The sequence below is a fragment of the Ruegeria sp. CK2 genome (genome assembly GCF_056536585.1).
Genome location: NZ_JBQFPW010000080.1, coordinates 1 through 606, shown reverse-complemented (window position 1 = coordinate 606; position 606 = coordinate 1). Strand labels below are relative to the sequence as shown.

General features: G+C 50.0%; 1 protein-coding gene. It reads left to right on the top strand.

Translation table 11 applies throughout. The features are described from left to right. On the top strand, nucleotides 1-598 hold a 598-nt coding region (locus ACR0BU_RS24780; protein ID WP_480739599.1), incomplete at its 5' end, for a helix-turn-helix domain-containing protein. Nucleotides 599-606 lie beyond the last annotated feature (8 nt).

Here is a 606-nt window from a genome sequence, read left to right as displayed (position 1 = left end):
TTCGGTGCTCAATGGCTCCCTGACGGGGTTGCTTAGAACGTTTATCTCGACACTCGTCGATGAAGCACACAAAATATCCGAAGATCAAAAACAAATTCTCTCAAGGTCTTTTTCTGATCTACTCGCGGCGTCGCTCGAGCCAACAGCGGATAATCTTCATAACGCGACACCGGCCTTGAATGCGAGCAGGCTCACGATCGCCCGGGAGTTTATCCGCAAGAACCTAGCTCGACCGGAACTCAACGTAGATTTTATTTGCAAGTCACTGGGTATGTCCCGCCGCACACTCTACAATGTCTTTGAGGAGCACGGCGGTGTTGCCAAATACATCAAAACTGTCCGGCTTCAAGCCTGTTACAAGGCTCTGTCAGACGAGACAGATCATAGATTTGTAAGCACAATTGCATATCAACACGGTTTCACAAACATGTCGCTCTTCAGTCGGCAGTTCAAAGAACAATATAGTTTCAGTCCCACAGAAGCGCATGAATGCAGTACGGCTGATCATGTCGGGCAAAACACCAGCTCCCCGACGCTGCTTGACCATTTGTGCAGGTCTACAAGTCGTATGGTCCCCGCATCTGATGACGCGGCTTGAACCGCACC